Genomic DNA, 1,240 nt, shown 5'->3' with positions numbered 1-1,240 from the left:
TTTTATTTTGTTACTAAACATTTTAGCGACAGCAAGAATTGTATAGCTTTTTTTATGGGAGATACTGTAATGCCTATTTTTATTTTTCTTAAAAGCTAAATAACATATATTAACTGTATCATTTACATGAGTAAATCTTCGAGATTGATTTCCAGGTTTTACAACAGTTAAAAATTTGTTTTTTTTACATTGATCTTCAAATATACCTATTACCGTAGCCATATTTCCACTTTTAATTTGTTTTGGACCATAAACATTATAAAAATAAATAATTTCAAATTTTAACCCGAACCACTTTTTATAATTTTCTAATAATTCTAAATTTTTAGATTTTGTAAATGCATAAGGTGATAAATTCTTATTTTTACCATTATTGCCTATACTCGCAGATGTTGCCGAATAAATTAGTTTTATTTTATTCATAAAACAAAAATTAAAAACTTCATGCGATCCTACAGAATTTGAATCTATACATTCATTCATTTTAGGAAAGCTTTGATAAATTCTAGCAAACTCACCAAAATGAAAAATTACTTTTATATTTTTTTTTTTTGAATTTAAAATTTTACTAATGTTTTTAGTATTTTCTTTTATATATTTTACTCTTTTGTTTAGAATGTGATTTTTTTTTTTACCAGAAGAATAATTGTCAATACTATAAATTTTATATTTAGTTTTTTTAAGTAGTAAATCTATTAAGTTTGATCCAATAAATCCTGCTCCACCTGTTACTATAATTAAATTTTTCATGTGTTCGATTCTTTCAAAAATGATTGATAAGTAATTTTAATTGAAGTTTTTAAGTTTATTTTATATTTCCAGCCATACTTTTTTGCTAAAGATACATCCATAACCTTTCTTGGAACACCATTAGGTTTAGATTTATCATATTTAATTTTTATTTTTATATTACCTAAAATAACTTTTGCAATTAATTCTAAATAATATTTAATTGTATAATCTCTACCTGAGCCAATATTAATTAAAAAGTGTTTTGTTTTCTTTTTCATAAAATAAACGCAAGCATCAGCTAAATCATCAACATGTATTACTTCTCTCTTTGGAGTCCCATTTCCCCATAAAGTAATTATTTTATTTTTTTTGAATTTTAATTGATGTACTTTTTTTATTAATGCTGGAAAAAAATGTGAGTTAATTTTATTATAATTATCATTTGGACCATATGTATTTGTGGGCATTAAACATCTATAATTTGTATTATATTGTTCATTATAGCTTT

2 protein-coding genes are annotated in these 1,240 nt (G+C 22.5%); both read right to left on the bottom strand.

Translation table 11 applies throughout. The annotated features are described in order from the left end of the window. Positions 1-750, bottom strand: a 750-nt coding sequence (locus AMN83_RS05085; RefSeq protein WP_075504584.1) for an NAD-dependent epimerase/dehydratase family protein, incomplete at its 3' end; no start/stop codon positions are given. Further along, positions 747-1,240 (bottom strand): NAD-dependent epimerase/dehydratase family protein (locus tag AMN83_RS05080; RefSeq protein WP_143323647.1); only part of this gene is annotated, 494 nt, incomplete at its 5' end. The genes AMN83_RS05080 and AMN83_RS05085, both read right to left, overlap by 4 nt.

Source organism: Candidatus Pelagibacter communis (assembly GCF_001180025.1).
Taxonomy (GTDB): Bacteria; Pseudomonadota; Alphaproteobacteria; order Pelagibacterales; family Pelagibacteraceae; genus Pelagibacter; species Pelagibacter ubique_A.
This window is presented reverse-complemented; position numbering and strand designations above follow the sequence as displayed.